At 68.6% G+C, this 26,287-nt stretch carries 22 protein-coding genes; 12 read left to right on the top strand and 10 right to left on the bottom strand.

What is annotated here, in order from left to right; all coding sequences use genetic code 11:
• Positions 1–17 precede the first annotated feature (17 nt).
• The gene (locus ACFVMC_RS32050; RefSeq protein ID WP_379216560.1) at positions 18–1,250 is read right to left on the bottom strand and encodes a methyltransferase domain-containing protein; all 1,233 of its coding nucleotides are present in this window, start codon (positions 1,248–1,250) and stop codon (positions 18–20) included.
• A 481-nt stretch (positions 1,251–1,731) separates the two neighbouring features.
• On the opposite strand from ACFVMC_RS32050, the gene ACFVMC_RS32045 reads away from it, so the two are divergent.
• Positions 1,732–3,246, top strand: a complete 1,515-nt coding sequence (locus ACFVMC_RS32045) for a sugar transferase (protein ID WP_379216558.1) — start codon at positions 1,732–1,734, stop codon at positions 3,244–3,246.
• A gap of 6 nt (positions 3,247–3,252) precedes the next feature.
• On the opposite strand, the gene ACFVMC_RS32040 is transcribed toward ACFVMC_RS32045, so the two are convergent.
• Positions 3,253–4,668, bottom strand: coding sequence for a DUF1254 domain-containing protein (locus ACFVMC_RS32040; protein WP_379216556.1), 1,416 nt, complete (start codon positions 4,666–4,668; stop codon positions 3,253–3,255).
• Between the two features lie 263 nt (positions 4,669–4,931).
• On the opposite strand from ACFVMC_RS32040, the gene ACFVMC_RS32035 reads away from it, so the two are divergent.
• Positions 4,932–5,594 (top strand): molybdopterin-dependent oxidoreductase, encoded by a 663-nt coding sequence (locus ACFVMC_RS32035; RefSeq protein ID WP_379216554.1) that lies wholly within the window; start codon positions 4,932–4,934, stop codon positions 5,592–5,594.
• Positions 5,595–5,619: 25 nt separating this feature from the next.
• On the opposite strand, the gene ACFVMC_RS32030 is transcribed toward ACFVMC_RS32035, so the two are convergent.
• The 3 genes from ACFVMC_RS32030 to ACFVMC_RS32020 form a co-directional block, all read right to left on the bottom strand.
• Complete coding sequence (locus tag ACFVMC_RS32030) at positions 5,620–6,189, bottom strand: dihydrofolate reductase family protein (protein ID WP_379216552.1); 570 nt, start codon at positions 6,187–6,189, stop codon at positions 5,620–5,622.
• Between the two features lie 71 nt (positions 6,190–6,260).
• Positions 6,261–7,943 (bottom strand): aspartate-alanine antiporter, encoded by a 1,683-nt coding sequence (aspT, locus tag ACFVMC_RS32025; protein WP_379216550.1) that lies wholly within the window; start codon positions 7,941–7,943, stop codon positions 6,261–6,263.
• 20 nt (positions 7,944–7,963) lie between these two features.
• Positions 7,964–9,598 (bottom strand): bifunctional aspartate transaminase/aspartate 4-decarboxylase, encoded by a 1,635-nt coding sequence (locus ACFVMC_RS32020; protein WP_379216549.1) that lies wholly within the window; start codon positions 9,596–9,598, stop codon positions 7,964–7,966.
• A 155-nt stretch (positions 9,599–9,753) separates the two neighbouring features.
• Between ACFVMC_RS32020 and ACFVMC_RS32015 the strand changes: the two genes are divergently transcribed.
• The 4 genes from ACFVMC_RS32015 (at position 9,754) to ACFVMC_RS32000 (ending at position 15,629) form a co-directional block, all read left to right on the top strand.
• Positions 9,754–10,869 carry an asparaginase gene (locus tag ACFVMC_RS32015; RefSeq protein ID WP_379216547.1) on the top strand — a complete coding sequence of 372 codons (1,116 nt, stop codon included), beginning with the start codon at positions 9,754–9,756 and terminating at the stop codon, positions 10,867–10,869.
• A gap of 281 nt (positions 10,870–11,150) precedes the next feature.
• On the top strand, positions 11,151–12,350 hold the full coding sequence (locus tag ACFVMC_RS32010; protein ID WP_379216545.1) for an MFS transporter: 1,200 nt from the start codon (positions 11,151–11,153) through the stop codon (positions 12,348–12,350).
• A gap of 153 nt (positions 12,351–12,503) precedes the next feature.
• Complete coding sequence (locus tag ACFVMC_RS32005; RefSeq protein ID WP_379216544.1) at positions 12,504–14,042, top strand: alpha/beta fold hydrolase; 1,539 nt, start codon at positions 12,504–12,506, stop codon at positions 14,040–14,042.
• A gap of 390 nt (positions 14,043–14,432) precedes the next feature.
• Positions 14,433–15,629 (top strand): glycosyltransferase family 4 protein, encoded by a 1,197-nt coding sequence (locus tag ACFVMC_RS32000; protein WP_379216542.1) that lies wholly within the window; start codon positions 14,433–14,435, stop codon positions 15,627–15,629.
• A 53-nt stretch (positions 15,630–15,682) separates the two neighbouring features.
• On the opposite strand, the gene ACFVMC_RS31995 is transcribed toward ACFVMC_RS32000, so the two are convergent.
• On the bottom strand, positions 15,683–15,910 hold the full coding sequence (locus ACFVMC_RS31995; protein ID WP_379216540.1) for a hypothetical protein: 228 nt from the start codon (positions 15,908–15,910) through the stop codon (positions 15,683–15,685).
• A gap of 18 nt (positions 15,911–15,928) precedes the next feature.
• On the opposite strand from ACFVMC_RS31995, the gene ACFVMC_RS31990 reads away from it, so the two are divergent.
• Entirely contained in the window at positions 15,929–16,588 is a 660-nt protein-coding gene (locus ACFVMC_RS31990; RefSeq protein WP_379216538.1) for a hypothetical protein, read from the top strand.
• A gap of 194 nt (positions 16,589–16,782) precedes the next feature.
• Here ACFVMC_RS31990 and ACFVMC_RS31985 read toward each other — a convergent pair whose 3' ends face one another.
• Complete coding sequence (locus ACFVMC_RS31985; RefSeq protein ID WP_379216536.1) at positions 16,783–18,714, bottom strand: acyl-CoA dehydrogenase; 1,932 nt, start codon at positions 18,712–18,714, stop codon at positions 16,783–16,785.
• Between the two features lie 118 nt (positions 18,715–18,832).
• Between ACFVMC_RS31985 and ACFVMC_RS31980 the strand changes: the two genes are divergently transcribed.
• From ACFVMC_RS31980 to ACFVMC_RS31970, 3 genes are read left to right on the top strand one after another with little or no spacing between them, the layout of a single operon-like run.
• Entirely contained in the window at positions 18,833–19,468 is a 636-nt protein-coding gene (locus tag ACFVMC_RS31980; RefSeq protein WP_379216534.1) for a TetR family transcriptional regulator, read from the top strand.
• 8 nt (positions 19,469–19,476) lie between these two features.
• The gene (locus tag ACFVMC_RS31975) at positions 19,477–20,406 is read left to right on the top strand and encodes an ATP-binding cassette domain-containing protein (protein ID WP_379216532.1); all 930 of its coding nucleotides are present in this window, start codon (positions 19,477–19,479) and stop codon (positions 20,404–20,406) included.
• The gene (locus tag ACFVMC_RS31970) at positions 20,403–22,034 is read left to right on the top strand and encodes an ABC transporter permease (RefSeq protein WP_379216530.1); all 1,632 of its coding nucleotides are present in this window, start codon (positions 20,403–20,405) and stop codon (positions 22,032–22,034) included. The genes ACFVMC_RS31975 and ACFVMC_RS31970 overlap by 4 nt, the downstream gene beginning before the upstream one ends.
• Positions 22,035–22,085: 51 nt before the next feature.
• Here the strand turns inward: ACFVMC_RS31970 and ACFVMC_RS31965 are convergent, their stop codons facing one another.
• Positions 22,086–22,934: a TIGR03619 family F420-dependent LLM class oxidoreductase gene (locus ACFVMC_RS31965; RefSeq protein ID WP_379216528.1), complete on the bottom strand. Its 849-nt coding sequence runs from the start codon at positions 22,932–22,934 to the stop codon at positions 22,086–22,088.
• A gap of 87 nt (positions 22,935–23,021) precedes the next feature.
• Between ACFVMC_RS31965 and ACFVMC_RS31960 the strand changes: the two genes are divergently transcribed.
• The gene (locus ACFVMC_RS31960; protein ID WP_379216526.1) at positions 23,022–24,551 is read left to right on the top strand and encodes a threonine/serine exporter ThrE family protein; all 1,530 of its coding nucleotides are present in this window, start codon (positions 23,022–23,024) and stop codon (positions 24,549–24,551) included.
• Positions 24,552–24,643: 92 nt separating this feature from the next.
• Positions 24,644–25,318 carry a heme oxygenase (biliverdin-producing) gene (locus ACFVMC_RS31955; protein WP_379216525.1) on the top strand — a complete coding sequence of 225 codons (675 nt, stop codon included), beginning with the start codon at positions 24,644–24,646 and terminating at the stop codon, positions 25,316–25,318.
• Position 25,319: 1 nt separating this feature from the next.
• On the opposite strand, the gene ACFVMC_RS31950 is transcribed toward ACFVMC_RS31955, so the two are convergent.
• Both ACFVMC_RS31950 and ACFVMC_RS31945 read right to left on the bottom strand, forming a co-directional pair.
• On the bottom strand, positions 25,320–25,625 hold the full coding sequence (locus ACFVMC_RS31950; RefSeq protein WP_379216523.1) for a hypothetical protein: 306 nt from the start codon (positions 25,623–25,625) through the stop codon (positions 25,320–25,322).
• A gap of 86 nt (positions 25,626–25,711) precedes the next feature.
• The gene (locus tag ACFVMC_RS31945) at positions 25,712–26,275 is read right to left on the bottom strand and encodes a phosphatase PAP2 family protein (RefSeq protein ID WP_379216521.1); all 564 of its coding nucleotides are present in this window, start codon (positions 26,273–26,275) and stop codon (positions 25,712–25,714) included.
• Positions 26,276–26,287: the final 12 nt, after the last annotated feature.

Here is a 26,287-nt window from a genome sequence, read left to right as displayed (position 1 = left end):
TTTTCCCTCCCCGGGAATCAGTCGGCCCGCAGGGCCGCGTGATGCAGGCGGGGCAGCGGGAAGACCAGCTCGCCGCCCCAGTCGCCGATGTGCCGCAACTGTGCGGTGAGCTCGGCCTCCAGATTCCACGGCAGGACCAGCACCACATCGGGCCGGTCGGCGTCGATCCGCTCGGGCGCGTGGATCGGAATCCGGGTGCCGGGAGTGAATCTGCCGTGCTTGTACGGGTTTCGGTCGACCGTGTACTCGAGCAGGTCGGGCCGGATACCGCAGTAGTTGAGCAGGGTGTTGCCCTTGCCGGGTGCGCCGTAGCCGACGACACGCTTTCCGGCGTCGCGCATGTCGAGCAGGAACCGCAGGACGTCCTGGCGGACCCGCTGGGCGTGCGCGGCGAAATCGGCGTAGCCCGCGGGGGAGTGCAGCCCCGCGGCGCGTTCGACGGCCAACACCTGTTCGACCGACGGGCCGGGCTCGGCCACCGCTTCGGGCCGCGCCCACAATCGAATCGAGCCGCCGTGGGTGCCGAGCAGTTCCACCTCCACCACTGTGAGGCCGGCGGTCGCGAGCGCGCGCTGCGCGGCAAGGACGGTGTAGTACTGGAAGTGCTCGTGATAGATGGTGTCGAACTGGCCGAGCCGAATCAGGTTGTGGGCGTGGTGCACCTCGATCGAGAGCCAGCCGTCCTCGGCCAGCAGCGTGCGCAACGCCCGGGTGAAGCCGCGCAGGTCGGGCACGTGCGCGTAGACGTTGTTGGCCACCACCAGGTTCGCCGGGCCGTGCGCGAAGCGCACCTTGGCGGCCGAATCCTCTTCCAGGAACGCGGTTTCCGTGGGTACGCCGAGCGCCCGTGCGGCCGCGCCGACATTGACCGAGGGCTCGATGCCCAGGCAGGGCACACCCGCCCGCACCAGGTGCCGCAACAGGTAGCCGTCGTTGCTGGCGACCTCCACCACGAAGGACTCGGCATCGAGACCCAGCTTCGTGCGCGCCTGCGAAACGAAAGACTCGGCATGACGGACCCAGCTTTCCGAATACGACGCGAAATACGCGTATTCGGTAAATGTTTCCTCCGGGGTGATCAAAGCCGGAATCTGTAGCAGAAGGCAGTCCTCGCACAGGCGTAGATGCAGGGGATACGTGGGCTCGACAAGATCGAGTTCCGCGGCGGTCAGGAATTTCTCGCACGGCGGTGTGGTGCCGAGATCGAGCACACTCGACATCCGCTCGGAATCACACAGTCGACAACGCATGCAGCACCCACCAAGGCCGGAGGAAAGGTATGCGTGGCGCACTGCCCGCATGCCGGGTAGTTCGAGTCGATCCAGTGAGACGTTACAACGAAGGCCCTGCGTGTCGGGGGTGAAATCGACTGGGTAGGCGAAGTTTCCGGGTGGGTTAGGGGCGGTTTCGACCCATGGCATACCGATGGCTACCTATAGCCCCCTAGGGGATTCTCCGACACGTGTACCGGTGACATCCTGCCACCAGGCGAATTTTCACGGTAATGATCGAATATCGGAGGGGTTGCAAACCGACCGCCCCAATTACGGCTACTGCGCGGAATACTCTGCGCCCCACGCCATTTACTACCTGACCTGGATTGTGTTCTGTAACAATTACCGGTTGGCCGCCGAATGACCGGACACCCCCGGCGGTCGATGTTTGCCGCAGGGGCCGATCGATGGCGATCGGGGGTGACAACTTCGCTCTCCCAGGGGGAGGTGTGTGTTCATGAGCTTCGAGCTCACCGACGACGACGCACTCGAGGTATCGAGACGTGCGCGGGCCGTGCCGCGATCCGAGCGCGAGCGCTGGCAGGCCGAATATGTAAAACGGTTGGGTGCAACGGATCTGGCTGTCGTCGTGGGCGCGGTCGGATCGGCCCAGGTGCTCCGCTTCGGCGGGCCGGCGGCCGAACCGCTGGCCATGCAGTTGCCCTACGAGGTCGGCTACAGCGTGGTCTCGATTCTGCTGGCGCTGGCCTGGCTGGGCCTGCTGGCCAGCGGCAACACCCGCGCACCGCAGGTGGTCGGGGCGGGCACCGAGGAATACCGGCGGCTGGTGTCGGCGACCATGCGGCTGTTCGGGCTGATCGCGATCCTCGCGCTGCTGCTCCGCGTCGAATTCGCGCGCGGGTACCTGGCGATCGCGCTGCCGCTGGGCCTGCTCGGGCTGATGCTGAGCCGATTGGCCTGGCGGGTGCACGCCCGCCGGCGGCGGCGGGCCTACGGGGAGTACCTGTCCGCGGTGCTGGTGGTCGGTTCGCCCGAAGCTGCCAAGGCGATGGCGATGGCCTTCTCCGAGGATCCGGCCTCGGGGTATCGCGTTGTCGGCGTGTGCATTCCGGACGGCCCGGCCTCCAGCACCGAATACGAGCTCGCGGCCTCCGGGCGCAGCTTCAGTGTGGTCGGCGACGACCGCTCGGTCCTGGCGGCCGTCCGGCACAGCCGGGCCGACACCGTCGCGGTGACCGCCACCGATTACCTCGGCCCGGCCGAATTGCGCCGCATGGCCTGGGAACTCGACCCGCTCGGCATCGAGCTCATCGTCACCCCCGGCGTGGTCGACATCGCGGGCACCCGGCTGACCAACCGGCTGGTGGCGGGCATGCCGATGCTGCACATCGCCAAACCCCAGTACGATCGCGCCAAGTCGACCAAGAAGGCCGTCTTCGACATCTGCTTCGCGGGCGGTGTGCTACTGGCCATTCTGCCCGCGCTGCTGGTCATCGCGCTGCTGGTGAAACTGACCAGCGCCGGGCCGGTGTTCTACCGCTCCGAACGGATCGGGCGGGGCGGCAAGCCGTTCCGGATGATCAAGTTCCGCAGCATGTACGCCGGAGCCGACCGGGAAGCCGCGGCGCTGATCGAACAGCACGGCGGCAATCCGCTGACCTGGAAACTGGTGGACGATCCACGAGTCACCCCGTTCGGCAAGCTCATCCGCAAGTTCAGCCTGGACGAACTGCCGCAGTTCCTCAACGTGCTGCGCGGTGACATGAGTGTGGTCGGACCGCGCCCGCAGGTGCAGCGTGAGGTGGACACCTACGACGGCGAGATGCGCCGCCGATTGCTGGTGAAACCGGGCATCACCGGGCTGTGGCAGGTCAGCGGCCGCTCGGATCTGAGCCCCGAGGATTCGGTGCGCCTGGATCTGTCCTATGTCGAGAACTGGTCGATGGTGCTGGATCTGCTGTTGATCGCCCGCACGATCAGCGCGGTCGCCAAGGGGGAGGGCGCGTACTGAGCCGGTTCAGCTCACCGGGGTGAGCGACGGCACCTGCCAGGTGCCGTCCAGTGCGGCGGGGCGCGGCGCGTACATGCGCAGCGTGAGCGAGAAGGTGCCCGAGGCCGGGATCGGCAGCCAATTACCCCGGGGCACGGCCGATCCCGGGTCGGCGCTCTGCAAGGCGAGGTCGACCGAGCCGTCCGGGTTGGGCACCACCGGCTCGGTGTGGCCGATCGAGTAGATGCGCGGGGCATTGCCGACGAGGTAGTTGTCGGCGTCGTAGGCGGTCAGCGACCAGAAGGCGTCCACCGGCGGCAGTTCACCGGCGGGGAAGTGCATCCGGAAACGAATCGGTTTGCCGCGATTGTCGGCCTCGGTGAACAGGGTCGGGTACACCGCGTCCTCGGCGAGATTCGCGCCGAGGCCATCCGCGGCGGTGCGGGCGCGCAGTCCGTAATCGGTGCCGTAGGCCCCCAGGTCGGTGGAGAAGGTCCAGCTGTCGGCCTCTTTCTCCGGCGGGTCGCCGTAGACCGGGATGGCCGACTTCGCTTGCCGCACACCCGCATCCAGCGTCTCGGTGAGGCTCGTGTCGATCTTCGCGCCGGGGGCGATGCCGATCCGGGCGAAGCGGCGCAGCGCGGGCGCATCGGCCTCGGCGGGCGAATTCTCGGCCATGAGTGTGCACATCCGCTGGAAGTAGGTGCGGCTGTCCAGCGCCGCCAGCTGTTGCCGTGGCGGAATCTGCCCCGGCGTGGGCGCGTCCGGGCGGCCGGTGGACTCGGTCCGGCCGCCCAGCCAGGCGGTGAGCGGAACCAGTTTCAACTTCTGCTGTGCGCCCGCGACGGCGGCGGCATCGTGGTCGCTCTTGACCTCGATGCGGCCGAGGATCCAGGCGCTGGCCGTCGGCATGGCGAGCTGTGTCATCCCCTCGGGTACCTGGCCGCGCCAATTCGGGCCGGTGACCAGATAGGTGAACGGCGGCTCGGTGCCGGGCGGCTGGACTTTCGGCCGCACGCTGCTGGGACTGTGGCAGGTGTTGGTCCAGGCGTCCATGATCTGCATGATCCAGTAGCGATCCGGTTCGATCGCCGGGACCTGGAGCACGAGCGGTTCGGCGCGCAGATCCAGCCAGGCCTGCGAGTAGAGGGTGTCGAGGTTGGGGCGCACCATGAGGCGGTCGGCCGGATCCGGCCGCGTCACCGCGTTGGCGAACTGGTTGGGGGTGGTCGTCGCGGCCCGGGTGATATCCAGCAGAACCAGCGGGTAGCCGAACATATAGGCTTCGGCGGCAATATCTTCCAGCTCGTCGGCCGCGGTCGGCTCGGGTTGCGCCGAGTCGTCGCCGCCGCAGGCGGTCAGTCCCAGTCCGGCCAGCGCGGCGGTGCCGAGCAGCCACCGCCTGGATAGTCGACGGCGGTAGGGACTGCTCGACGACTCCACAGACAACCCTTTCGCTCCGGCGATGGTTGCCCGAGATTAGCAGCAGGTGGCGCGGTATCCGGCCGACATTCCGGGCGTGCCGTGCGACCGGAAATTCGAACCAGGCTGTCGTTCGGTCACCCTCCCGGTCCGGGCAGGTACTGGGTCCTCGCGCGCACGGCTCGCCTCGGATGTCTTGCGCCACATTGCCGCTCGCATGCTTTCGCGCGGCCGCCGAGCGGAGTAGCTTGCGAATATACGGTGCCGTATATGAGGAGGATCCAATGACACTTCCCCCTGGTCAGCGTGCGGTCGACGGGTTTCCGCGATTCGGTACACACCTGCATCACCCCGCGCCGCCGATTCCGGACGATCCGGTCATCACAATCGGCGGCCACCTCACCGAGCCGCTCGCGCTGGCCGTATCCGATCTCGGATCGCTGCCGCGCCGCGAGATCCAGGCCGACTTCCACTGTGTCGCGGGATGGTCGGCGACCGGCCTGCGGTGGGCGGGGGTTGCGTTCGACACGCTGTACCGCACCCGGATCGCGCCGATCGTCGAGCCGGGCGCGTCGCTGACCCACGTCACGTTCGAGGGGCTCGACGGTTTTCGATCGATCGTGCAGCTCGACGACGTGCTCGGCGACGACGTCCTGATCGCCGATCGGCTCGACGGTGCGCCGCTGTGCAGCGACCACGGTGCACCCGTGCGCCTGGTCAGCCCCGGCCAGTACGGCTTCATCAACACCAAGCACCTGTGCCGCATCGAGTTCCACACCGTCGCGCCCCCGGTGACCGATCGCTTCTCCCCGCTCGCGTCGCACCCCAGGGCCCGGGTCTGGGCCGAGGAACGGCACCGCTACCTCCCCGGCCGTGCGATCCGCCCGATCTACCGCTCGCTGATCGGCCCGATCCGCGCCATGAGCGCGCGCGGCAGCAGCGCGTGAGCCCTGGTCGAACGGCCGCCGGAGCTCAGCGTCGCCGGTAGCGGTGCAGCACCACACCCGATTTCGAGAACGGGCGGGCCTCGACGAGGCGCAGCTCGACCGCGCGGTCGCCGGCGGCGAACAGCGGTCGGCCACCGCCCAGGACGACGGGGAACACGAGCAGGCGGATCTCGTCGATCAGGTCCAGGCGCAGGAATTCGCGGGCGGTTTCGATGCCCGCGAATACGATGAGCGGCTTACCCGGCTGGTCCTTGAGCGCCGCGAACTCCTCGGCGAGGTCCGCGCCGACCCAGGCGGCGGGCTGCCAGGTCAGCTCGGGGCGCCGCCGCGCGACGACCAGCTTGAGCAGCCCGTTCACCTGCGGCGCCAGCATCTTGTCACCGGGCGTGCTCGGCTGCTGCCCGGCCTCGGGCCAGTACCGCCCGAGCAGCTCGTAGCTGATCCGCCCGAACACCTGCCCGCCGACGCTGTCCAGGAGAGCGGACAGGTACTGGTCGAGTTCGGAATCGTCGACATCGACCCAGTCCAGGTTCCCGCCCGGCCCCTCCGCCATCCCGTCGACCGACACCATCATCTGCAAGATCAACTCGCGCATGCGACTCCCTCATCCGAAAACGACACACTTCGCGACATGAGACGGGGCCGCGCGCGCGAACTAATCGGTGCTCACGACAACGCCTCGGTCATGGCCACCGCGATCGGACCCAGCAGGGGCAGACAGACATTGGACAGCGAGTAGACGATCGTGTACGAGATCAGCGGTGTCGCGTTCCCCGCGACCTGTTGCACCGCCGTGATGCCCGGCGTCGAGCACTGCTGTCCGGTCACCGCGCCCAAGGCCAGCGGCGCGGGCAACTTCATCACCTTCCAGGCGACGAACAGCGACAGACACGCGGGAATGCCGGTCATCAGAACCCCGGCGATCGGCAGTCCGACACCGAATTTGCGCACCAGCTCCACCGCCTGCGGCCCCGAGGTCAGGCCCACCACCGCGATGAACACCGACAGGCCGAGCGTCTTGATGACATCGGCGGCCGCGGGCGCGTACTGCCCGATCTTCGGATTACGCGACCGGAACCAGCCGAACAGCAAACCGGTCAACAGACAGCCGCCGCCGGTGCCGAGCGTGAGCGGAATACTGCCCACCGGGATGACGATCTTGCCGATCATGAACCCCAGCGCGATACCGAGCGATATGTAGACGATGTCCGCCTTGACCGTGGGGTCCAGCCGATAGCCCAGGGTGGGAACGACTTTCGCCAGATCCGCCTTCGCGCCGGTGAGCTGGACGGTGTCACCGCGCTGCACCGGCATGCCGGCGCGCAGCGGCAGCTCCTTGTCCTCGCGGACCACACCGGTGACATACAGGCGGTGGCCGAGCTTGCGCTCCAGATCACCGAGCGTGGTGGCCTTGTCCTGGCGGTGATCGAGCACCACCTGGTCGCGTTCGAGCGTGGTCTCGAGCGCCTTGCCGGGCACGATCTCGGGCCCGATCGCGTCCTCGGCGGGCACCATTGCCGTGCGCGGCCCGACCACCAGCACCTGATCACCGGCCCGCAGTTCCAGGTCGTCGGCGACGGCGACAACCTTGCCGCCGCGCAGGATTCGCTCGATCGTCAACTGCCCGCCCAGATCCGCGGTGACCGCGGCGAGCGTGCGCCCGGCCACCTGCCGCACCTGGAAGGCGCGGCCGACCAGATCCGGTGCGGCGGGCACCTCGTCGTCCGACTCGGCGCCGCCGCCGCCGAGCCGCTGCCACAGCTTCGCCGCCTCGTCCCGCAGATTCACCCGCATCACCAGCGGGAAGATCTGACTCGACAGCAGCACCACCACGATCAGGCCGCAGATATAGGAGATCGAGTACGCCGTGCCGACATTGGCCTGGAGCGCGCTGATCTCCTCGGCGGGGCGATCCAGGCGCGCGATGGCGTCGGTCGCCGTGCCGACCGCCGCGGATTCGGTCGCCCCGCCGGCCAGCAGACCAGCGGCGGTGCCCGGATCCAGTTTCATCACCACGGTCGCCACGGCCGTGATCGCCAGCACGCTGGCCACCTCGATCAACGTGAAGGTCCCGTATTTCAGACTCTTGCGGTTCAGGCTGGCGAAGAAGATGGGGCCCGAGATGTAGCCGAGGGTGAAGATGAACATGGCGAACGCGATGTTCTTCACCTGATCGTTCACCGTGATCTTGCCGGCCATGCCGACGAAGATGGCCACGATCAAGGTGCCGGCCACACCGCCCAGCGACAGCTTCCAGATCCGGATCTTGCCGACGGCGTATCCCAGTGCCAGGCACAGGAACAGCGCGACTTCGGGCGTGTCTTGCAGGAACGTCTTGATCGCGTGCATCGAGTCGTCCTCCGGGAGGGTCAGCGCGTCGTGGCGCGGCTCTGGAACTCGCGGTGGTATTCGTCCATGATCCGGCGCAGCCACTGCCCGATCTCGGCGTAGCTGTCCTGGCGCAGATTGGCCAGCGAGACCCGCACCGACCATTGCGGGCCGTCGAAACCGCCGCCGTTGAGCAGCACGATCGAGCCCTGCTCGGCCAGCCGGAAGACCGGGTCCACCGGCTCGTGCTCGGACTCCAGCCACTGCGCGAACTCGTGGCTCCAGTGCCGTTTCACCCACGCCATCAGGTCGAGTTCGACGTAGTAGTCGGCGGCATTCGGGTCCTGCGGCACCGGAATATCCAGGCCGTCGCACAGGGCGCGCAGGCGGCGGGCGATGATCGCCTCGCAGTCGTGGCGGTGGCGCGCGTCCTTGTCGAGCAGGTCGCCGAGCGCGAACAGGGCCATCTGCACCTGCTGCGGAGTCGACAGTCCGGCCGTGTGGTTGAGCGCGACGTCGCGCGAATCCGCCACCATGCGGTCGATGAACTTCAATGCCGCCGGATCGAGCGCGATGCTGGAATACCGTTCGATCAGCCGATCCCGCTGCGCGGCGGGCAGTTCGGCGATACGGGTGTCGAAGACATTGTCCTTGGCCACCGCGATGACGCCGAGCCGCCAGCCGGTGCAGCCGAAATACTTGCTGAACGAATAGACGCCGAGGGTATTGGCCGCCGCCACCGACATCAGCGAACGGAAACCTTCGACGAAGGTGCCGTATACGTCGTCGGTGATGATCGTCAGCCGCGGATTCTCGGTCGCCACGATCTGCGCGATCCGGTCCAGGGTGCCCGAATCCAGCATCACCGAGGGCGGATTGGAGGGATTGACCAGGAACAGCGCTTTGACGCTCGGATCGGTCAGCTTCTCGATTTCCTCGGCCGGATACTGCCAGGTGTGCATGCCGTCGGTCGTGGTTTTCGACGCCCGCACCTCCACCACGTCGAAATGGAAGCGGTCCAGGTGCGGGATCTCCAGATACGGGGTGAAGATCGGGGTCATGATCGCGATGCGGTCGCCGGGGGCGAGTAAGCCGTTCACCACGCAGCTGTCGAACAGGTAGCACATGGCCGCGGTGCCGCCCTCGGTGGCGAACAGGTCCCAGCCGCCGGCCGGTGCGCCGCCCATGGTGAGGTCCAGGTAGGCGTGCACGACCTGCTCGATATGGGTCAGCATGCGGTCCGGCACCGGGTAGTGATCGCCGTGAATGGCGTCGGCCAGCTCACCCACCCAGGCGTCGGCGTCGAAATTCAAGGTGGCGGTGCCGTATTCGACGGACTCGCGCAGCAGCCGGACGGCGTCGGTCTCGGATTCGGCGGTCAGGAATTCGTCGAAGCGCGCCGCGATGCCGCGCGGCTGCGGCATACCGGCCAGGCCGGGAAATTCGTCCCAATCGCGCCTGGCTTCGGCGAGGGCGAACCGGCCGAGCAGATAGAAGGCTTCGCGGGCGATGGCGGAGGTCCAATTCGGATTGCCGCGGCCCGCGTTGATCATCGCGTGCGCGGTCTTGTGCATGTGCTCATCGGCGAGATCGATCAGTTCGTCCTTCAGCTCGAACGGGCTGAGTTGTTCGTACCGTTTCTCGGTAGCCCGATCGACCTCATGGTCAAGACTCATCGTCCACCCTCCGTATGTCGAAGCCCGGTCGATCCGTATCCGGCGGATACCGTGACACGACAAGATCATGTCCGAAAGCTATTACGCGCGGAATTCCGGAATTCGAGATCGGGTTGTCACTGGTCACCGGCCATATCGAGAAAAGGGGACGCACGATGGCAGGACAGTCCATGCTTCGCCTCGCCGGTCTGGCGGCGTGTTCGGCCGTGCTGGTCCTCGGCTGCGGGAACGACGCCCCGGACCCGGCTCCGGCCGCCACCTCGCCCGCCCCGGCGGCGCCGGGAGCGCTGCCGCGGATCACGATCCTGGCCACCGGCGGGACCATCGCGGGCAAGGCCAATGCCAATTCCGCGGTCGGCTACACCGCGGGTGAAGCCACCGCACAGGATCTGATCGATGCCGTGCCCGGGCTGGACAAGATCGCCACATTGGACGCGGTACAGGTCTCCAATATCGGCAGCCAGGACATGAACGACGAGGTGTGGCTGGATCTGGCCACCCGGATCAACCAGATCTTCGCCGAGGACCGGGCCGACGGCGTGGTGATCACCCACGGCACCGACACCCTCGAGGAGACGGCGTTCTTCCTCGACCACGTGGTGGCCAGTCCGAAACCGGTGGTGCTGGTCGGTTCGATGCGGCCCTCCACCGCGCTCAGTGCCGACGGCCCGGCCAACCTACGCTCCGCGGTGCAGGTCGCGGCCGACCCGCGGGCGCGCGGGCGCGGCGCCATGGTCGTGCTGAACGACACCATCCACGGCGCCGACGACGTCACCAAGACCAACACCACCAGTGTGCAGACCTTCGTCTCGCCGAATACCGGGCCGATCGGGCATGTCGACGCGGCCGCCGTGCAATTCGCGCGCCCGGCGCAGGACCGGCAGCGCCTGACCTTTCCGGTGCCGGGCGCGGCGCCACTGCCGCGGGTCGCCATCGTCTACTCGCACGCGGGCATGGACGCGACCGCGGTCGACGACGCCCTGGGGCACGGGGCACGGGGTCTGGTGCTCGCGGGCGTCGGCGACGGCAATACCGCGAAACCGGTGGTCGACGCGCTGAGTGGCGCGGCGCGGCGCGGCGTGCTGGTGGCACGGTCGAGCCGGGTCGGTTCCGGCAGCGTCGTCCGCAACGCCGAGTTGAACGACGACGAACTCGGTACCGTCTCCGCGCTCGGATTGAATCCGGCGAAGGCGCGAATCCTGGTGCAGCTGTTGCTGACCCAGGGCATCACCGACCCCGCCGAGGCGCAGCGGAAATTCGCCGACAGCTGACCTGCCCGTCACCTTCACCGTCCCGCGCAGGGTGTGCACCCGACGGAGTATGAAGGAGGTGGCGACAAGGAGGTCGATGCCATGCCCGCACAACAGGATTCGAGCGGCCGGGATTCGGTGGTCTACCGGAGATCGACGGTGGCGCGGTGGGCATCGGGGGCCTGGCACGGTCGCGGGTCGGGCGGCATCGTGGACCACGCTCGGACGACAACCGCCGGCTCGGCGAGCGGTAGTCGCCGATCGGGCCCGGGGGACCGTATGTTTCGTGTCGGAGTGTGGTTGTGATCGCTGTTCGGGTCGCGGTGGCTCAACCGGCCGTGCGTCCCGCGCCGCAGCTGCTGGCGGTGGTGCTGGTCAGCAGCTTCGACCGTTTCGCGGTCAGTTCGATGCTGGTGCTCATCGCCGTGGCACAGCGCGTCCCGCTGTCCTCGGTGGTGGTGCTGGCGGGCGGCTATTTTCTGGCTTATGGCCTGTCCCAACCACTGTGGGGCCTGCTCTCGGATCGGTACGGGCGGGTGCGGGTGCTGCGGGTGGCGTTACTGGGGGCCGCGGTCGCCGGAACCGTCTCCGCGCTCGCCCCGACCCTGTCCGTGCTGATCGGCGCGCGGGTGGTGGCGGGCGCGTGCTTCGGGGCCGTGCTGCCGACATCGATCACCTATGTCGGTGACACCGTCGATTCCGGCAATCGGCAGCGAACCCTGTCCGACATCATCGCCGTGACCGCCGTCGGGACCGCGCTGGCCACCGGCCTGGCCGGCGTCACCGCCGAGCTGCTCGACTGGCGGGTGGTGTTCGCCGGGCCCGCGCTGGCCGCGCTGGCCGGTGCCTACGCGGTGGGCAGGTTGCCCGAACCCGCTCGGCCGCCGGTCGTCTCGCCGCGCGCGCAACTGGGATCGGTGCTGCGGAACCGCTGGGCCGTCTTGGTTTTCGCGCTCGCCTGCACCGAGGGCGCCGTGCTGCTCGGGGTGATGACCTTCCTCGCGACCGGCCTGCAAGCCCACGGTTCCAGCGCGGCGATCGCCGGATCGGCCACCGCCGCCTACGGTCTCGGGGTGCTCGGCCTCTCGCGCCTGGTCCGAATCCTCACCCGCCGGCTACCGGTCACCGCGCTGATGGGGATCGGCGGCGCGCAGATGTGCCTGGGCTACGTCGTGGCCGCCCTGCGCGTCGACCCCCTGACCGTCACCGTGACCGCATTGCTGCTCGGCGGCGGCTGGGCCTTCCTGCACTCCTCGCTGCAAACCTGGTCGACCGAGGTCGACCCCGCCGCCCGCGGCACCGTCGTCTCCCTGTTCGCCGGAGCCCTGTTCCTCGGCAGTGCCGCCGCCACCGCCATCGCCGCGCCCGCGGCCCAATACGGTCATTACACGGTCCTGTTCGCGGGCGCTGCCCTGCTGACCGTCCCACTCACGGTGCTCTCGGTTCTGGGTCGGCGCCGCTGGCAGCGACGTAATCAGGGGGAGTGTGGTGTCGTGTCGTGAACGGGGCCGTTGGTGTAATTGTGACGGGGATCGACGCGGTACGGGTGGGCGGAAGCCACAGCGCAGAAGGGCGCTTCGTGGCGGAGTCGCATCCACGATCGGATGGGGTGAGGGATCGTGCTCGGCTGGTACCGACGGGAAGGTGTTGCGCAGGTGGGTTATTCGGATTCGGCACGGCGGGAATCGTCGGCGTGGGGCCGCTCGAATGGAGCGGGCGGCGGCGGGTGGGGTGGCGTGGGTACCGGCGTCCCCGGGGGTGAGTCGATCGAAGCTGGGCGTGGGCGCGGGGCAGCGAAGGGTGCGGATCGCGCCCGGTGGGCCGCGGTGATCGCGGCGCTGGTGCTGGTGCTGGTGCCCGTGCGGACGACGAGTGCGGGTGCCGAGTCCGGTGTGGCGTGGCAGGCATGTCCCGCTGCGGCAGGGGCCGGGAATGCCCTGTGCGCAACGATTTCGGTGCCGTTGAACTATGCGGACGCGGGTGGTCCGCGGATCGAAGTGATGGTCAGCCGGATTCCGGCGGCCGGACCGAGCAAAGGAGTGCTGTTCGGCAATCCCGGAGGTCCGGGCGCGGACGCGCTCGGGTTCTGGGCGGCGGCGAGCGGGCGGGTGCCGGAGTTACGGGAGTTCGAGCTGGTCGCGGTGCAGCCGCGGGGATTGCGGTGGTCGACGCCGCTGAGTTGCTCCTCGCCCGTGGACAGTCTGTCGATGACGCTGCGGATGGCCTGCGAAGTCCAGCGACCGGGATATCCGGAAACCGTGACCACCGAGACGATCGCGCGCGATACCGAGGAGGTGCGTCGGGCGCTGGGGGTGGAGCGGATCAGCTTTCTCGGCATCTCCTGGGGGACCAATCTGGGTGCGGTGTACGGCACGCTGTTTCCACAGCACACCGACAAGCTCGTGCTGGACTCCAATGTCGATCCGAACACCGGCTGGGCCGAGCAGACCGCGCGCGTACCGGCCGGAGTGTCCCGGCGGCTGGAGGACATGCTCGACTGGATCGCCGCCAACGACTCGATCTACGGGCTCGGCGACACCCGGGACGCGGTGCGCGCGGAATGGCGTCGCCAGATCGGCGCGCAGAACGGCGGCTGGTTCGCGCCGACCGTGCAGGCCACCACCTTCGCCGCCTACACCCGCACCCTGTGGCCGTATCTCGCCCAGGGGATGCGGGAATACCGCGACGACCCACAGCAACTGCGTTTCCTGACCTACCTGTCCCGGCCCGCCGCCGTCACCGACCCGACCTCGGGCTGGATGCGCACAGCCACCCAGTGCAACGAGGACGGCGGCGTTGATCTCGCGGCACTCACCGGCGCGGCGGTCACGGCGCTGGCCGAATCCGATCCGTTCCGCCAGCAGGAAGCCGTGACGCGGGCCGGAATCACCTGTGTGGGCTGGCCGCGCAGCACGACTCGTGTCCGAGCCGACGGCGGTGCGCTCACCACCGCGCCGCTGCTACTCCAGAGTCGACACGACCCGGCCACTTCCGGCGCCGCGGCACTGTCGGCGGCCCTGCACGGCAGCATCATCTGGGTCGGCGGCGGGGATCACGGCAACTTCACCCGGGACAACCCGATCCTGAATCAGGCCGTCCTGCACTATCTGCGCACCGGCGAGGTCACCCGGACCGAAGTTCCGGAGCCGCCCATCACCACCCCGAATCCGCCCGCCACCGTGCCGGGCAGCTGACATCCTAGTTGAATCGCGGTCCGGCAAGGGGTCTTACGAAACCGGCCGAACTTCTTCCGCAATCGGCGCTCCCGCCACCGGAAACCACACCGGCTGAGCGAATTCGCCCAGCTCATCCATGCTTTCGGCGGGTTCGGACACTCGCGCCCGCGCGGATCGGCGCGCTCTGGTCAATCGATGGCCGAACGGCCGCTCCGAATGCGGCGCGCCGGAAGGCGCTCCAGCTGACGTGGCGTGTCGCCCGGAATCCGGACATCAATGGTTAGCTGACTCTGCGCTGGGTACCAACCCTGTCGAGTGCACCCTGATGAAACTACCGTGGTTGCGGAATGCGGCGAATGGCGTCGCATTCCGTTTTGGTCGCAGCTTCACACGTTGAGGAGGCAGTCCATGATCAGTCGTCCGTCCGGGTCCGATTCGCTGATTTACAACATCCGAGAATCCGGTGCACCGCTCAATATCGTCATGGTGGCTCCACCGTATTTCGAAATTCCACCCGCCGGCTACGGCGGCGTGGAGGCGGTGGTGGCTCAATTGGTGGACGCACTGGTCGCTCGCGGACATCGGGTCACCCTGCTCGGCGCGGGGCGGGCGGGAACGACCGCCACGCGGTTCATTCCGGTGTGGGACAAGATCCTTGCCGATCGGCTGGGCGATCCGTACCCGGAGGTGGTCAACGCGCTGAAGGTGCGGCACACCATCGCCGAACTCGCGCGTACCGAGCACATCGACGTGATCCACGATCACACCTTCGCGGGCCCGCTCAACGCCCCGGTCTACCAGGCGCTGGGCATTCCCACCGTGGTGACCGTGCACGGGCCGGTCGACGGTGAGGAGCAGGCCTACTACGGCGCGCTCGGCGATTGCGCCCACCTGATCGCGATCAGCGATCGCCAGCAGAGCCTGGCACGACATCTGAATTGGCTAGGGCGGGTCTACAACGCCGTCAAGCCGAGCGAATGGCCTTTTCAGAAGGAGAAACAGGATTTCGCGCTGTTCCTGGGCCGATACGCACCTTATAAAGGCCCGGATCTGGCGCTGAAAGCCGCGCAGGCGGCCGGAATTCCGCTGGTGCTGGCGGCGAAAATGAACGAGCCGCCGGAAAAGGCGTACTTCCAGCGTTCGGTGCGGCCGCTGCTGAGTGAACGGGATTTCGTTTTCGGCGAAGCGGATGCGGTCGCCAAACGTTTGCTGCTGTCCCAGGCGCGCTGCCTGCTGTTCCCGATCCGCTGGGAGGAGCCGTTCGGCATCGTCATGATCGAGGCGATGGCCTGCGGCACGCCGGTGGTCGCGCTGCGCGGTGGCGCGGTGTCGGAGGTCGTGGAGGACGGCGTCACCGGATTCATCTGCGACGACCCGGCCGAGCTGCCCGCCGCCATGGCCGAGGCGGCGAAGCTGGACCCGGTCGCGTGCCGTCGCCGGGTGGTGGAGCACTTCTCGGTCGACCGGCTCGGCGCCGGGTACGAGGCGTCGTACTACGCGGCGCTGGATTGTGCTCGGCTGCCCCGGATTCCGGCCGGGACGGAGCGGCGCACGGCGGTCGGCGGACGCGTTCTCGATCGGGTGTCGATCGTCGCGAATCCGTAGCCGAGCCCTTCGGTCGATCCCTGCCCGGACCTCATTCGGGCGGGGATCGACCGTTATCGGCGGCGCAACAGCCGCCGCAGCCGCGCCCGGGGGCCGGCCGCGGCCGGGGGTGCGGGCTGCTCGACGGCCACCGCGGTGGCCTGCGCATAGCGCGCGTGCAGCTGTTCGCGGACCTGCTCCGGGGTATAGGCCCGGCGGCGGCGCTCGGCGCGCACGATCACCACGCCGGTGGCCACGACGCCGGCCGCACCCGCCAAACCCACTGCCTTCCACCACCTCATAGCGCCTAGGCTACTGCTATGACGGGGACGAGCATCGGTCTCGATCGGGCGCTGGAGCTCACCAGAACCGGTGACATCTGGTTGTTCCGCGGGCATTCGGCGGCGGATCGGGCGATTCGGATGACGACGAACAGTCCGGTGAACCATGTCGGCATGTCGGTGGTGCTCGACGATCTGCCCGCGCTGATCTGGCATGCCGAGCTCGGCCGGTCGCTGCCCGATATGTGGTCGGGCGCGACGCATCGCGGTGTCCAGCTGCACAATCTGCGCGACGCGGTACTGGTGTGGGCACACCGCTACGGACAGCGCGCCTGGTTGCGTCAGTTGAATCGACCGGCCACCCCGCGGATGGAAGACGAGCTGCTGCGCACCATCGCGCGGCTGGACGGCACGCCCTTCCCGTCCACCGCGAGCCTGGCCGGGCGCTGGTTGCGTGGCCGCGGCGCCCGGCTGCCGCGCCGCCGCCGGGCGGCCCGTGACCTGGAGAGCGCCTACTGTGCCGAGATCGTCGCGGCCACCTATCAGTCGATGGGACTGCTGCCCCAGGATCGCAGCCCCAATTGGTATGACCCGGGCCGCTTCTGGAGCGGTGACGAACTGCGCCTGTCCGACGGCTACGAGCTCGGCGGCGAGATCGCGGTGCAGGTGCCGGACGCGCCGCCCTCAGCCGGTGAGTAGCGCGTCTGGCTCGGCGGCGAACAGGCGGGCGGGACCCACGCCCAAGCCCGCGAAATGACCGGCGAGTTCGAGCGAGAGGACGCGAGGAGAGCTGGAGCGGAGCTCAGCTTCCTCGGGATGGGCCTGCAAGCTTGGCTGCGCGATCTGAAGGCCGCAGCCGAAGCCCGCTCGTGAGGTGGGAGAACCGCTGTGGCTCAGTCCCTTTCGTAGACGCTGGCGTCGCTCAGCAGTGCCGCGCGCAGCATGCTCTCGGGCACGCCCAGTGCCTCGACCATGGTCAGCGCGTGCGGCCGCAGCCGGTCGACGAGCTCATTGACTCCGCGCCGCACCGACTTGGCCCGTTCGACCGACATGAACCGGTGCATGATCAGCCACGCCGTGTGCTCCTCGAGCAGCGAGTACACGTAGAGATCGCACACGTCCTCGGCGAGTGCCCGCGCCGCGGGATCGGAGATATCGGCGATCCCCTCGATGAATGCCTCCAGGACCAGGCGGTCGATATGGGCCGTCCCGGCCGCGAGGATGTGGTCCTGCGCGTTGTTGAACGCCTCGAACGGCCCGGTTTCCTTGGCGCGGGCGCGCAGCCGGTGCGCGGCGGTGCGTACCAGATAGTCCTCGCGGTCGGCGAACAGTCGCAACTGCACCGCTCGCCGTGACAGATCGGCCTCGTCGACGCTCTCGCCCGCGCGGTCGCCGAGGGTCTGGATCATCTGCCGCACGCCCGACCGTTTGCGCACCACGTCACCGGCCATGGTGGCGGCGAACCGCACCCAGCCCAGCGCGTCGAGATCACGGACCTCGTCGGAGTAGGCGGTGAGCAGCTCCTTGGCCACCAACTGGGTCAGCACCACGTTGTCGCCTTCGAAGGTGGTGAAGACATCGGTGTCGGCCTTGAGGGTGACCAGCCGGTTCTCGGTGAGATAGCCGGCGCCGCCGCAGGCTTCGCGGCATTCCTGGATCGCGCGGGTGGCGAAGCGGGTCTGGGCCACCTTCAGCCCGGCCGCGCGCTTCTCGAGCGCCCGCTGCGCGCCGGGATCCTGATCCTGGCCGGTCTGGACCAGGTGCATGCGCCGCACCAGATCGTTCTGCGCGAACGCCAGCGCCCACGACTTCGCCACCAGTGGCAACAGTCGCCGCTGATGGCTGCGGTAGTCCAGCAGCAGCGTTTCCCGGCCGCTGTCCGGATCGGCGAATTGCCTGCGCTTCAAGGCATATCGGACCGCGATACTCAGCGCGACGCGCGCGCCGGCCGCCGCCGCGCCGCCCACGCTGACCCGGCCGCGCACCAGCGTGCCCAGCGTGGTGAAGAAGCGCCGGCTCGGATTGTCGATCTCGGAGCTGTAGCTGCCGTCGGGCGCCACATCGGCGTAGCGGTTGAGCAGGTTCTCGCGCGGAATCCGGACCTGGTCGAATACGAGGCGGCCGTTGTCGACGCCGGGCAGCCCGCCCTTGAGCCCGTCGTCGAAGGTGGTGACGCCGGGCAGATCCGCGCCCTGCTCGTCGCGGATCGGCACCAGCAGGCAGTGCACGCCGCGATTCTCGCCCTGGGTGATCAGTTGCGCGAAAACCGCTGCCATGCGAGCGTGTTCGGCCGCGCCGCCGATGTAGTCCTTGCGCGCGGAGGGTGTGGGCGTGTGCACCACGAATTCCTGGGTGGCCGGATCGTAGGTGGCGGTGGTCTCCAGATTGGCCACGTCGCTGCCGTGCCCGGATTCGGTCATGGCGAAGCAGCCGAGCAGGTCCAGCGCGAGCAGCCGGGTGATGTGGTCGCGGTGGCGTTCGGTGCCGAGGTTCTCCACGGCGCCGCCGAAAAGCCCCCACTGCACACCGGATTTGACCCATAGCGACAGGTCGGCATAGGCGAGCATCTCCAGCCCGGTGACGGCCGCGCCGGGCTCGCCCGTGCCGCCGTTCTCGCGGCGGAAGCCGCGTTCGGCCAGGCCGAGCCCGGTGATGAGTTTCATCTGGTCGAGTACGCGGGCGCGTGCGGCGTGGTAGTCGAGGTAGGGGTCGCCGGTGAATCGGTCGTCGGCGAGCTGGATCCGGGCTTCTTCCCGGACCGCGGCCCAGGGCCCGTCGAGGGCCGCGCGGAGGTGATCTGCCGTTGTCGAGCCGCCGTGAGTCATGTTTTCGACAGTAGCGCCGGATTCCCGGCTCGGACCCCTTGCCACGGATTGAACGCGTGTTTAGTATATTGAACATGTGTTTAATCAACAGCCCGTTCCGCAAAGATCCGCCGCGGCCGTGACGGCCTCGGACCTCTCGACCGCAGCCCGCATCCGCGACGCCGCGATCGAGGTGTTCGGCGAACAGGGCTTCAGTGTCGGCGTTCGCAAGATCGCCGCCGCCGCCGGAGTATCGCCCGGGTTGGTGAACCATCACTTCGGCTCGAAGGACGGCCTGCGCGCTGCCTGTGATGAGCGGGTGCGGCAGCTGACCTTCGACAAGAAGACCCAGGCGGCCACCGCCGACAATCCCGGCAAGGGGATGCTGGCGGCGCTGGCGGAGATCGAGGAGTACGGCCCACTCGTCGGCTACATGGTGCGTAGTCTCCAGGCCGGCGGTCCGCTCGCCGAATCCCTGTTCGAACACATGGTTTCCGACGCCGAGGCCTACCTACAGGCCGGAGTCGACGCGGGCACGATCAAGCCCAGCCGCGACCACGCGGCCCGGGCCAGATATCTGATGCTGATCAATCTCGGCGCCACCATGCTGTGGATCCAGTTGCACGAGGCGCGCGGCGAGAAGATCGATTTCGGTAAGGCGATGCGTGAGCTGACCGATGTACTCACGCCCCCGGCCCTGGAGATGTACACCCAGGGCCTGCTCACCGATCCCACCCTGCTGGAGACGGTGCTACACCCCGAATCTCGAAAATAGGAGGACCGATGTCCGAGGTCATCGAAGTCCACGATCTGGTCAAGACCTTCGGTCACGTCATCGCCCTCGACGGATTGAATCTGTCGGTCACCGAAGGCGAAATCCACGGCTTCCTCGGCCCGAACGGGGCCGGAAAGTCCACCACCATCCGGGTTCTGCTCGGCATCCTGCGCGCCAGTGCCGGCCGAGCGAGCCTGTTCGGCCGCGACCCCTGGAGCGACGCGGTCGCCCTGCATCGTGAGATCGCTTATGTGCCAGGCGATGTCACGCTGTGGCCGTCGCTGTCGGGTGGGGAGACCATCGATCTGCTGGCGCGCATGCGCGGCGGGGTCGACACCGCCCGTCGCGACGAGCTGATCGAGCGCTTCGATCTGGATCCGCGCAAGAAGGCGCGCACCTACTCCAAGGGCAATCGGCAGAAGGTCGCGCTGGTGTCGGCGTTCGCCTCCGATGTACCGCTACTGCTGCTCGACGAACCGACCTCGGGTCTGGATCCGTTGATGGAGCAGGTTTTTCGCGATTGCACCAAGGAGGCGCGCGAGCGCGGCAGCACGGTGCTGCTGTCGAGCCACATTCTCTCCGAGGTGGAGGCGCTGTGTGACCGGGTGACCATAATCCGGGCCGGGCGCACCGTCGAAACCGGCACCCTCGCGGAACTGCGGCACCTCTCGCGCACCTCGATTACCGCCGAATTGATCGGCGACCCAGGCGATCTGAGCCGCATCGCGGGTGTCGAGGACATCGAACGCGACGGTTCGACCCTGCGCTGCCAGGTCGACAGCGCCCACCTCGGCGAGCTGATCCGGGTGCTCGGCGACGCCGGCGTGCGCAGCCTGACCAGTGCGCCGCCGACGCTGGAGGAGCTGTTCCTGCGGCACTACCACGTCGACGGTCAGGCGCCGGCCGCCGCGAGCACCGGGGAGAAGGTGCGGGCATGACCACCATCGCCGCCGAACGTCCCATGGCCACCCCGAGTTTCGGTTCGGCCTCGGATTTCACCGGCACGGGGCGGCTGCTGCGGCTGTTCCTGCGCCGGGATCGGATCGTGCTGCCGCTGTGGGTGCTGCTGATCGGCGCCATGCCGGCCATCCAGGTCGCCAGCGTGAAAGGGCTTTACACGACCCAGGCCGAATTGGACCGGTTCGCGCTCTCCCTGGAGGGGAGCCCGGCGCTGGCCGCGATGTACGGGCCGGTGTTCAACAGTTCGCTGGGCTCGATCGGCACCTGGAAAGCCGGCGCCATGTACACCATGATCGCCATCGCGACCATCCTGACCGTCATCCGGCACACCCGGGTCGAGGAGGAGACCGGTCGCGCGGAACTGGTGGGCGCCACCGCGATCGGCCGCAACGCGGGCTTGACCGCTGCGCTGATCATGACCTTCGGTGGCGCGATCGTCGCCGGAATCCTCTGTGCCGCAACACTGTACAGTGCAGATCTGCCCGCCGCGGGTTCGGTCGCGTGGGGTGCGGCGCTGGCCGGATCGGGCCTGGCCTGGGCCGGGGTCGCGGCGATCGCCGCGCAGGTGAGCGCCGGTGCCCGGGTCGCGCGTGGCGTCGCCTTCGCCGCGCTGGGCACCGCCTTCGCGCTGCGCGCGGTCGGTGACGCGGCCAACGGTGTGCTGAGCTGGTTTTCGCCGCTGGGCTGGTCGTTGCAGATCCGGCCGTTCGCCGACGAGCGCTGGTGGGTCCTGATTCCGCTGCTTGGCATGGCCGTGCTGGGCACCGCCGTCGCCTACCGTCTGCTGCGTGGGCGAGATACCGGGTCCGGCCTGATCGCCGAGCGGCCCGGCCCGGCGTCCGCCGCACCGGGGCTGGCCGGTCCGACCGGTCTGGCCTGGCGATTGCAGCGCGGGTCGCTGCTCGGCTGGGGAATCGGATTCGCACTGTACGGCATGCTGATCGGCGGCGCGGTGAACAGCGTCGGCAGCATGCTGAACGAGAACAGCACCGTGCGCGAGCTGATCGAGCGCATGGGCGGCTCGGCCGCGCTGGAGAGCTCGTTCGTCGGCTACGCGATCACCATGCTCGCCATCGCGGCGGCGGCGTACTCCATTTCGGCGGCACTGCGCCTGCACGACGAGGAGTCCAGCGGCCGGATCGAGGCCACGCTGTCCGGCGCGGTCGGCCGGTCCCGATATGCGTTGAGCCACATCGGATTCGCGCTACTCGGCCCGGCCGTGCTACTGGCGGTGGCCGGTCTGGCCATCGGGGTGGTGTGGGGCGCGTCGACCGGTGACATGGGCCGGGGGCCCGAAGCTTTCGCCGCGGGCCTGGTGCAGATTCCCGCGGTCTGGGTGGTCACCGGGATCACCGTGGTGATCTATGGTTTCGCGCCGCGCTACACCCCGGTCGCGTGGGGTGTGCTCAGCGCCATGATCGTGCTGTTCCTGATGGGTTCGCTGGACGGCCTGCCGCAGTGGATGGTGGATCTGGTTCCGTTCGTGCATCCGCCGAAGCTGCCGGGTGCGGCGTTCGAGCTCCGGCCATTGCTGTGGCTGTTCGGTATCGCGGCCGTGCTGCTCGCGGTGGGTATCGCGGGCTTCCGCCGGCGCGATCTGCGCTGATCCGCGGAGTGGATCGCCGCCCGGAGCATGCTCCGGGCGGCGATCGCGGTCTCAGGGGTGCAGGCCGAGCTTTCCGGCCAGCTTGCCCAGGTAGCCGCGCACGATGTCGGCGTCGCGGTCGGGCATGCCGAACACCACCTCGGTGACGCCGAGCGCCTCCCACTGTGCCAGCTGTTCGGCATTGTGCGGTCCGGCCAGCGCGATGATCTCCGGCGACCCGGTCCGGCCCTGTTCCTGCCAGATGCGTTGCAGCAGTTCGATCTTCCCGCTGAGTTCGCCCTCGGTCGGGGTGGTGATCCAGCCGTCGGCGTGCTTGGCCAGCCAGGTGAACGACTTCTCGCCGCCGGCCGCGCCGAGCAGCACCGGAATGGACTTCTGCACCGGCTTCGGCCAGGACCAGCTGGGGCCGAAATTCACGAAATCGCCTGCGAAGCTGGCTTCTTCGGTGGTCCAGATGGCCCGCATGGCGTCCAGGTGTTCGCGCAGCACGGTGCGGCGTTTGTTGGCGGGTACGCCATGATGGGCCAATTCGTCGGTGTTCCAGCCGAATCCGACGCCCAGGTTGACCCGTCCGCCGGAGAGGAAGTCCAGCGACGCCAGGGTCTTCGCGAGGGTGATCGGGTGGTGCTCGGCGGGCAAGGCCACCGCGGTGGACAGGGTGATCCGCTCGGTCACCGCGGCGGCCGTGGCGAGCGCGACCCACGGGTCCAGGGTGCGCAGGTAGCGGTCGTCGGGCAGGGTGGCGTCGCCGGTGGTCGGATGCGCCGCGGCCCGCACGACCGGAATGTGGGTGTGTTCGGGAACATAGAACGAATCGAAACCGGCTCGTTCCGCGGTCGCCGCCGCGTCGGCGGGCGTAATGCCCCGGTCACTGGTGAACAACACGATTCCGTAGCGCAAAGCTCTGTACTCCCATTCGCCGAAACTGAAACAAGTTCTACCATGGTTCGCGGTCCGGTTCCCAGCATTCGACTACCTTCGACAACCATGGGTTTGGAAGCAGTCGGGGGTGGAAACGAACAGACGACACCGGCGCCCAGGACCGGCTGGCGGGGCCGACTACGGCCGCGCCGGGTCCGGATCCCGGGTGTCAGTCAAGCGGTCGAGGCGGTGGTCGGCGACCGGCAGGCGACGGTCGACACGATCGTCGCGGCGCCGACGCCACTGCAACCGATCGACCTCACCGACGACGCGAGCGTCGCCGAGGTGCTGGATCTGGCGGTGCGGGTCGGCGAGGTGGTGCTGGCCTCGGGCACCGGCGTGATGGACACGACCAACCAGGTGCGATTCATCGCCGCCACCTACGGCCTGTCCCGCTGCGATGTCGATGTCACCTACGACGCCATCCGGATCTGGGTCGACCGCGGCCCGATGTTGCCGCCCGCCAACAACATGCGCGTGGTCCGCCAGCGCGCCCTGGACTTCACCCGCCTGGCCGCCGTCGACCGGCTCACCCGGCGCATCCGCAACCAGGTGGTGCCTCCGGAGGACGCCCGCGCGGCGCTCGACGAGATCGTCCGCGCCGATCACCCCTATCACCGCTGGACCGCCACCCTCGGCTGGTCGCTGCTGGCCGCCTCGATCGCGGCGCTGCTGGGCGGCTCCCTGCTGGTGGCCGTGGTCAGCTTCGCCGCCACCGCGGCCATCGACCGGACCAACCGGGTGCTCAATCGCTTCGGGCTGCCGTTCTTCTTCCAGCACATGGTCGGCGGCGTGATCGCGGCGACACCGGCGATCCTGCTGGCCACCTTCGTCGAACCGTTCGGCGTCGCCACCAGTCCGACCCTGGTCATCGCGGCCGGAATCACCGTGCTGCTCAGTGGTTTGCAGCTGTTCGGCGCGGTGCAGGACGCGATCACCGGCGCGCCGATCACCGCCACGGCGCGCATGCTCGAGGTGGTGATGATGACCGGCGGCATCGTCGCGGGCATCGCGCTGGCGCTGCGGCTGGGCGAGGCGTTCGGCGCGACCGTCCCCTCGATCGATCTGGCCGCCGGGCGCGACATCACCGACCTGCCGGTCAAGATTCTGGCCGGAGCGGTCGCGGCGCTGGCCTTCTCGCTCGCCTGTTACGCCGAGAAGCGCGCGCTCGCGGCCGCCGGGCTCGGTGGCGCGGCCGGCATCATCTGCTACCTGCTGGTGCTGTGGGCGGGGTTCGGGCCGGTGGTGTCCTCCGGTGTCGCCGCGACCGTGGTCGGCCTGGCCGGTGGTCTGATGGCACGGCGGGCGCTGACCCCGCCGCTGGTCGTCGCGCTCGCGGGCATCACCCCGCTGCTGCCCGGCCTGAGCGTCTACCGCGGCCTTTACGGGCTGCTCAACGACCAATTGATCCTGGGCCTGAATCAGCTGATCGCCGCCTTCGGTATCGGCTGCGCGCTGGCCGCGGGCGTCACCCTGGGCGAGTGGTTCGACCGGGCGCAGTTGCGACCGCAGATCCTGAGCCGATTCGGATCGCTGCGCCGCCCCACCGTGGTGCGGCGCCCGCGCCGGATCCGGCGCGGGCCGTCTGCCCAATGATCGAACCGATTCCATCGAAAGGTGGATACCGGTGGACGCGATCGATCGGTATGGTCGGGTAGTTAGGGTAACCAAAGTAGAGGTGGTTCGTGGTGCGACAGGAAGTTCCCGAGCAGACGCCGTTCTCGGCGCGGATCCGGACGGCGACCGCGGCGCAGCACGCCGAGGCCGAGAACTCGACGTTCATCGGCGACATGCTCGGCGGCGGCCTGCCGATCGACTCCTACCACCGCTACACCGGTCAGCTGTGGTTCGTCTACCGCGCGCTCGAAGCGCAATGGGACGCACTGGCGGCGGATCCGGTGGCGGGGCCGTTCATCCGTCCGGAACTGGCCCGCACCGCCGAGCTGGAGCGCGATCTGGCCGCCCTGATCGGCCCGCGGTGGCAGGCCGAGATCCAGGCGCTGCCCGCGACCATCGCCTACGCGGCCCGGATCGAGGAGTGCGCGCGCGACTGGCCCGCCGGCTACATCGCCCACCACTACACCCGCTATCTCGGTGACCTGTCCGGTGGGCAGGTCATCCGGGGTACCGCCGAGAAACTGTGGGATCTGCCGCGGCGCGGTGACGGCGTGCGCTTCTACGTCTTCGACGGGATCGGCAATCCGGCCGCGTTCAAACGCGAATACCGTTCGCTGCTGGACGAACTCCCGATCGACGAGCTGGAGCGACGCCGTGCGCTGGACGAGGCGCAGCGCGCGTTCACCATGAACACTGCGATGTTCGCCGAGCTGGCCGCCGAATTCCCGGTGCGCAAGCCCTCCTGAGTCAGTATCGGGTGCGCCGGTCCGAGTAGCGCGGCTGCCCCGACGCCGGGCCGGCGTCCAGACCACTGAGCGCCATCGCGCCCTGGCGGCGCGGGCCGCGCCGCTGTGCGCGCTCGCGCGCGTGCCGTTTCTCCGCGACCGCGCGCTCGTGCCGGATGACATACACCAGCCGGGCGATCGCGACGATCAACACCCCGATGACCGCGTAGGTGAACAGATCGCGCACCGCCTGGAGCAGGCTGGACGCGAGCAGCATGAACATGAACGCCCCGGCCACTAGGGCCCACCACGGCGTCTTCCCGGTCATTCGAGCTCCCTTCCCGCCTCCACGGTACGTGCGGGGGAGCTACCGCGACAATGAATTCCCAGCTGCCGCACAGGAAGTGCGATGGCTCACGACGGCGCGGCGCTGCCCGGCCGGTCGGTTCGGTCCCGGATCCGCGCGGCCACCCAGCACAGGGCGATCGACAGGGCCACGGCCGCCGCGGTCCCGCCGAGTACGTCGGTGAGGTGGTGGTAGCCCAGTCCGATCATGCCGATCGTGACCGCCGCCAGGATGAGCGCGGTCGCCAGCGCGACGCCGAATCGCGCCCTTGTCGAATCCGTCAGCAGCACAAAGGTTGTCGCGACGGCGACCAGGTGGACGGTGTGCCCGCTGGGATAGGCGAGATAGTCCGCGAGCGGGCGGTCCCACAGCGGTTTGAGCAGCGCGGCGTTGATCGCCAGCGTCGACTCCGGGACCACGAACATGGTTGCGGCACTCCACCATCGACGCCGACACGCGAACCAGGCCACCGCGGTCAGGAGCAGCGCGACCACGACCGGCCCGTTACTGGCCAACACGAGCGCCGGATACGCGTCGGCGCCGACGTGCCGATGTACGGCGTCGGCGACCGAGCGGTCGAGATCAGTCGAGCCGCCGCCCGCCGGAAAGCTCAGCGGCACAAGCACTGTCACCAGTGCACAGAG

Origin of the sequence: Nocardia sp. NPDC127579 (genome assembly GCF_042672005.1) — a bacterium.
Taxonomy (GTDB): domain Bacteria; phylum Actinomycetota; class Actinomycetes; order Mycobacteriales; family Mycobacteriaceae; genus Nocardia.
Note: the sequence above shows the minus strand (reverse complement) of the source record. Positions and strands in the feature narration are given on the sequence as shown.